Below are 6159 nucleotides of genomic sequence, written 5' to 3' on the forward strand. Positions count from 1 at the left end.
GCTCATCAGGGCATGACGGCTAACGATCGATCACCAGGTTGGACGTCGGCTTGCTGCAGCAGAGCAAGCGCAGGCCCTTGTCGATCTCCCGCTGCCGGATGCCGCCGTTGTGGTTCATGTCCACCGTGCCTTCCAGCAGGGCGGTCTTGCACGTCCCGCAAACGCCTTGGCTGCACGACGACGGAACGATTGCGCCGGCTTTTTTGGCGGCGCTCAGCACGGTCTGGTGGCCGGGCATGCTGAAGGTCTTGCCCGAACGTGCCAGCGTGACCGTGAAAACGCTCTGTTGATCCAATGGGGCGGCTTGCTCGATCAACGGCTCCTCATTCAGCACCGCAATGTCGAAGCTTTCCTGATGATAGTGGGCGAAATCGAACGCCGCCTCCCTGAGCAGCGCCTTGACCGCTTCCATGTAACCCTGGGGGCCACAGGTAAAGATTTCTCGCTCCTTGAAGTCCGGGACGTGTTGGCTCAACAAAGGCAAATCGAGACGACCCATCGGCTGCTGCCAGTGGCTGGCGTCACCAAGCCCTTCACAAATATCGATGACCCGCAGTCCCGGCATATCGGCCTGCATTCGCGTCAACTCGCCGTGGAAAATGATATCCGCCGGCGTACGAGCGCTGTGTACGAAAACAATGTCCAGATTGGCAACCATGTCGCAGGCGGCGCGGGTCATCGACATCAACGGGGTCACGCCGGAGCCGGCGCAGAGGTACAACAGTTTTGCCGCTGGATGACCAACCGGCGTGAAGCTGCCCGCCGGCCCGGACGCCTTGAGGTTGTCTCCAGGCTTGAGTTGGTCATGCAGCCAGTTCGACACCACGCCCCCGGGCACGCGTTTGACGGTGATCGAAAAAGCGAACGGGCGAGTCGGTGAAGATGACAGGGTGTAGCACCGCGCAATGGCCTGCCCATTGATGACGAGCGACAGGGTAATGAACTGACCGGGCTCGAAACTCAACGCACTGAAGTCCGCGCATTGGAAAGTGAACGTTTTTACATCATGGGTTTCCTGTCGCACGGAGCAACACTGCAAGGTCTTCTGCTCGCCGCTGTGCCATTGCGAGCCAAACGCGCCCCAGGTCGCTGGATCGGTAAAACGGCTAGGGCGCGTCAGCTTTTCGTAAGTCGTCATGTTCATCCCTCACACGCCGTGGGCGGCCAGACGCGCCGCGTACCAGCGCGAGAATTGGTCAACATAGGTTTCGGTAAACGCCGAGAACGGCCCGGGCGTGTAGGCCGGGTCCTGGGTGCCGCTATGGGTGATGCCGACGAGGCTGGCGTCCTGGAGGTTGGTCGCCGCCCAGACTTCGGTCAGCTTGTCCAACGCGTAGTCCACGCCTTCGACGGCGTCGGCATGCACCAGCCATTTGGTGCGCACCAGGGTTCTATCGGGCGCCAGCGGGATGATGTACGAGACGATCGCATGATCGCTCATGATGTGGGTCCATGAGTTGTGGGTCCACAAGTGCATGTCGCCCAGGTCGCGACGCGTGAGGTCGCCAAACAGCCGGCTGCAGGCCACGCGGGTATCGAGGGTCTGGGATTCGCCGTTGCCCGCAATGACCAGGCGCTGGGAGCGGAACTGAGTCACCGCGTCCTCGCCCAGATGCTCGACGGCGTCACACAGGTAGCCTTCGCGCTCCCAGTCCTGCTTGGTATTGGCGTTGCGCTGGTGGTACTCCTGCAGCGCCTGGAGCGAGTCCTCGCCCAGTCCATCGGTGCAGAAGCCGAAATCCTCCGGCAGGAACGACGCCGTCAGTTCGGGGTGGGTGGCGGCGCAGTGATAACACTCGCGGTTGTTCTCGATCACCAGTTTCCAATTGCCGTTCTCGATGATCTCCGACTCGTAGGCGATCTTGGAATGGGCAAGGTCATATTGAGCGAAACGCGGCGTCATGACCTGGTCCAGGTACAGGATGTCTTCTGGCGGCTCGTCACCCAGGCAGACGAAAACATGGGTGCCGACCACGCGCGTATGGACAGGGATCAGGCTCTTGCACCCCGGGTCGAAATCCTTGCCCATGTGCGCGGCATGTTTCAGGCTGCCGTCGAGGTCGTACGTCCATTGGTGATAAGGGCAGACCAGCATGCCCACCGTCGATTTGCCGGCCTGTTTCAGGCGCGCCCCACGGTGGCGGCAGACGTTGCGGAAGGCCTGCACATGCTCGTCGTCATCGCGCACCAGGATGATCGAGGATTTGCCGATGTCGATCGTGGAGACATCGCCGGGTTCGGCAACGTCGCTGGTGACTCCCACCAGGATCCAGTGTTTGGTAAAAAAGACATCGACGTCGGTTTCAAAAATATCCTGGCGGCCGAACAGACCGCCGGGCATGCCATGGCCGGGGGCGCGATCGGCCAGCAGTTCACGATGGGTTTTCAAGGTAGGGTTCATCGTCGATCTCACTCAAGGCAAATGATCGGTGGTTGGCGGGCAATCAGTGCTGCAAAAAAAATGGGTGTCGTTTGTTCAAGCCACCGAAGGCTCCGGCAAGGGAGCGGATAAAGTCGGGCGCGACAGGTCATGGCCGAGCAGTGCCCGGTACAGTTCCACGTCGCCCAATACGCCCAGGACGGTTTGGGCATCGTCGACTATGAGCAGTGGATGACCTGTTTCATAACGGATCCCCAAGGCGACTCGCATGTTGGTTTCCGGCGCTACCAGTGTGACTTGGCGGCGCAAGGTCCCGAGGGCCTTGCCATCCTCCCAGCGTTGCGTCGGCAGGGCGGTTGCGCCTCGTCGGATGCTGGCCAGTCCTCGGGACTGATCCAGTGCCATCCAGAGGTTCTGTACCGTATCCAGGCAGTATTCATCTTGGGCGAAGACGCACCGGTCCAGCGGAGTCATCAAGCTTTTCGCGCACAGCACATTCAGCGGGTTGGTGTGGGCGACGAAGTTGCGCACGTAGTCGTCGGCTGGGTTGAGCACGATTTCTTCGGGCTTGCTGTACTGAATGATCTTGCCGTCCTTCATGATCGCGATCCGCGTCCCCAGCTTGAGGGCTTCGTCCAGGTCATGGCTGACGAACACAATGGTCTTGTGCAACTTGCGCTGCAGATCGAGCAATTCGTCCTGCAACCCTTGGCGAATCAGCGGATCGAGTGCCGAGAACGGCTCGTCCATCAGCAGAATGTCCGCGTCCATCGCCAGGGCGCGGGCCAGCCCCACGCGCTGCTGCATGCCGCCGGACAATTCGTCCGGCTTCTTGTTGCGCCACTGGGTCAAGCCCACCAGTTCGAGCTTTTCGTCGACCAGCCTGCGCCGCTCCTTCTCCGGGCGACCCTGCATCTCCAGACCGAAACCGATGTTCTCGCGCACCGTTAGCCAGGGCATCAGGGCGAACTTCTGGAAGACCATGGCGATGCGCTGGGTGCGCATCATTTTCAACTCGGCTGGGGTGCAGGCGGCAATGTCGATCTGCCGACCTTCGTGTTCGACGAAGAGCTTGCCGCGGCTCACCGTGTTCAAGCCGTTGATGCAGCGCAGCAGGCTGGACTTGCCGGAACCCGACAAGCCCATCAATACGCAGATTTCGCCTTTGTTGATCTCCAGATTGGCCTTTTCCACGCCGACGATCAGGCCGGTCTTCTGCAGAATGTCCGGCCGGGAAAAGCCTTGATCCAGCAGGTCCAGGGCGGCCTTGGGACGATGGGCGAAAATGACGTCGACGTCTTCGAAACGAATGATGCTCATGCGTCACCTCGTCTTACGGTTTCGCGCTGTTTGCAGATGCGGTCGAGGATGATCGCCAGGAGCACGATCGCCAGGCCTGCTTCGAAGCCCATGGCGATATCAGCCGTGTTCAACGCGTTGACGACAGGTTTGCCCAAGCCGTCCGCGCCAACCAGCGCGGCGATGACCACCATCGACAGCGACAACATGATGCATTGGGTAATGCCGGCGGCGATGCTCGGCATCGCATGGGGCAGTTCGATGCGGGCCAACAACTGGCGGCGCGAGCAACCGAAGGCCTTGCCGGCGTCCATCAATTCTTGCGGCACGTCACGCACGCCCAGGTACGTAAGGCGAATGGGCGCGGTGATGGCGAAGACCACCGTGGAGATCAACCCCGGAACGACGCCGAGGCCGAACAGCGTCAAGGTCGGGATCAGGTAGACGAAGGTGGGCACGGTCTGCATCAAGTCGAGCACCGGTCGCAAGGCTGCGTAGAACCAGGGGCGATGCGCCGCGACGATCCCCAGCGGCACGCCGACGATCACGCACACCAGCGTGGCGAATGTCACCTGGGCCAGGGTCTCCATGGTTTCCTGCCAGTAGCCCAGGTTGAGGATCAACAGGAACGACAGCGCGACGAACAGCGTCAGGCTTACCTTGCGTTGAATGTAGAAGGCGAGCAGCGCCAGCAGCCCTATCAAGGCCAACGGATTGAACCAGAGCAGGGCGCTGGTGAAGAGGCCGATGATTTCGGAGAGCGACGACGATATGGCGTCGAATACATCAGCGCCATGCTGGGTCAGCCACTCGACGTACCGGGCGATGTGCTCGCCCAATGGAAGTTTTTCTTGCGTAGTCCACATAGAGGCGGCTCGTTGTTGTTTTGGTTTGCCTGGAGCTGATACTCGTCCCGGGCCTGCCACGCTGACAAACCATTTAAAATCAGCCGTTAATGACTTTTTCTCATCAATCTTTTTGCGCTCTCGGGGGAAGAAGAGGCGGTGAGTCGATCAAATGTACTTAGGTGTACATTTAGCGGGCATCCGAGTACATTCGGGTCACGTATGTTCAATAAGGTGGATGCAAGATGCCCCAGGTAGGGAAGGCACGTGGCAAGACCCAGGACGCGGGTTGGCGGGGGTCGCCCGAAGGGTGGCTGGAAGCGGCCTACGAGGCCTTGAAGGAATCCGGCATCGATGCGGTCCGGGTCATGCCGTTGGCCAAGCGCCTGGGTTTGTCACGTACCAGTTTCTATTGGTTCTTCGAGGATCGCGAACAGTTGCTGGCGGCCTTGCTGTCGCGCTGGCGCGAGACCAACACCGGAGGATTGATCCGGCAAAGCGAAAGCTACGCCGAGAGCATCTCCGAGGCGATCCTGAACGTCTTCGAATGCTGGCTCAACCCACAACTGTTCGACTCGCAATTTGAATTCGCGGTGCGCAGTTGGGCGCTCCAGTCCGCCGACGTCGCCCAAGAAGTTGCCGTCGTCGACGAGCAGCGAATGGGCGCCCTGGCGAGCATGTTCAAGCGCTTTGGCTACGACAGCCAGGGGGCCGACGCACGAGCCCGGACGATCTACCTGACGCAGATCGGCTACATCACCATGAACACCAGCGAGCTGATCACCGTGCGTTTCCAGCGCATCCCCCATTACGTGAGCATCTTCACCGGCAAGGTGCCCAAGCAGCGCGAGCTGGATCGTTTCTATGGCAAATTCGGCTATGCCGAAAAAGAGCCAGGAGTCTTCGTGCCGCTGGTGGAAACCTTTGAAGAGACGGCTGGAAAATGACCGGACCGACGCTGGGCATCATTGGCGGTACGGGCTGGCTGGGCGGGGCGATTGCCAAGGCCGTGCTGGCGAAGGCCTTGTTGCCGGCGGGTAATCTGATCCTTTCCAATCGCTCCGGGGCACATCCACTGGCGCAGCAAGGCGTTTGCCTGGTCACCGACAACCAGGCACTGGTGGATCGCAGCGACGTCATCGTCATCGCGGTACGACCCGAGCAATTCGCCAGCCTGACCCTCGACGCGATGGGCAAGACGGTCATTTCGCTGATGGCCGGGATCCCGGCGCAGGCGATTGCCGCGCAGACCTCGGCTGAAAGGGTCGTACGGGCGATGCCCAACGCGGCGGTGGAGATCGGGCAATCCTTTACGCCGTGGTATTGCGCTGGCGTGGCAGAGCTGACGACGAAAAGGCTGGTTCAGCGCTTGTTCGAATGCGTGGGCACGGCTGCCGAGGTCCAGCAGGAAGATTTCATTGATTACCTCTCCGCGCTGTCGGGCACCGGTCCGGCCTTTCCTGCCTTGTTGATGACGGCGTTGGCGAATCAGGCGATGGCGGCGGGAATACCTGCGGAGGTTGCACAGCTTGCCGCAAAGAATGTGGTGGTCAACAGCAGCCAGTTGCTGGCCAATCATGACGCGCAACACATGATCGATGCCCTGGTCGCCTACCGCGGCGTGACGGCCGCCGC

At 60.7% G+C, this 6159-nt stretch carries 6 protein-coding genes; 2 read left to right on the forward strand and 4 right to left on the reverse strand.

Features of this window, described 5'->3' with window-relative positions:
* Window positions 1-19 precede the first annotated feature (19 nt).
* From OC610_RS19180 to choW, 4 genes are all read right to left on the reverse strand, one after another.
* Entirely contained in the window at window positions 20-1138 is a 1119-nt protein-coding gene (locus tag OC610_RS19180) for a hybrid-cluster NAD(P)-dependent oxidoreductase (RefSeq protein ID WP_264429870.1), read from the reverse strand.
* A gap of 9 nt (window positions 1139-1147) precedes the next feature.
* Window positions 1148-2401, reverse strand: a complete 1254-nt coding sequence (locus OC610_RS19185) for an aromatic ring-hydroxylating oxygenase subunit alpha (RefSeq protein ID WP_264429871.1) — start codon at window positions 2399-2401, stop codon at window positions 1148-1150.
* 75 nt (window positions 2402-2476) lie between these two features.
* Entirely contained in the window at window positions 2477-3700 is a 1224-nt protein-coding gene (gene choV / locus OC610_RS19190) for a choline ABC transporter ATP-binding protein (RefSeq protein ID WP_264429873.1), read from the reverse strand.
* Window positions 3697-4545, reverse strand: a complete 849-nt coding sequence (choW, locus tag OC610_RS19195) for a choline ABC transporter permease subunit (protein ID WP_264429874.1) — start codon at window positions 4543-4545, stop codon at window positions 3697-3699. The genes choV and choW overlap by 4 nt, the downstream gene beginning before the upstream one ends.
* Before the next feature lie 224 nt (window positions 4546-4769).
* Between choW and OC610_RS19200 the strand changes: the two genes are divergently transcribed.
* The gene (locus OC610_RS19200; RefSeq protein ID WP_264429876.1) at window positions 4770-5471 is read left to right on the forward strand and encodes a TetR/AcrR family transcriptional regulator; all 702 of its coding nucleotides are present in this window, start codon (window positions 4770-4772) and stop codon (window positions 5469-5471) included.
* Window positions 5468-6159 (forward strand): pyrroline-5-carboxylate reductase family protein (locus tag OC610_RS19205; RefSeq protein ID WP_264429878.1); only part of this gene is annotated, 692 nt, incomplete at its 3' end. The genes OC610_RS19200 and OC610_RS19205, both read left to right, overlap by 4 nt.

It is taken from the genome of Pseudomonas agronomica, assembly GCF_025917275.1.
GTDB lineage: Bacteria > Pseudomonadota > Gammaproteobacteria > Pseudomonadales > Pseudomonadaceae > Aquipseudomonas > Aquipseudomonas agronomica.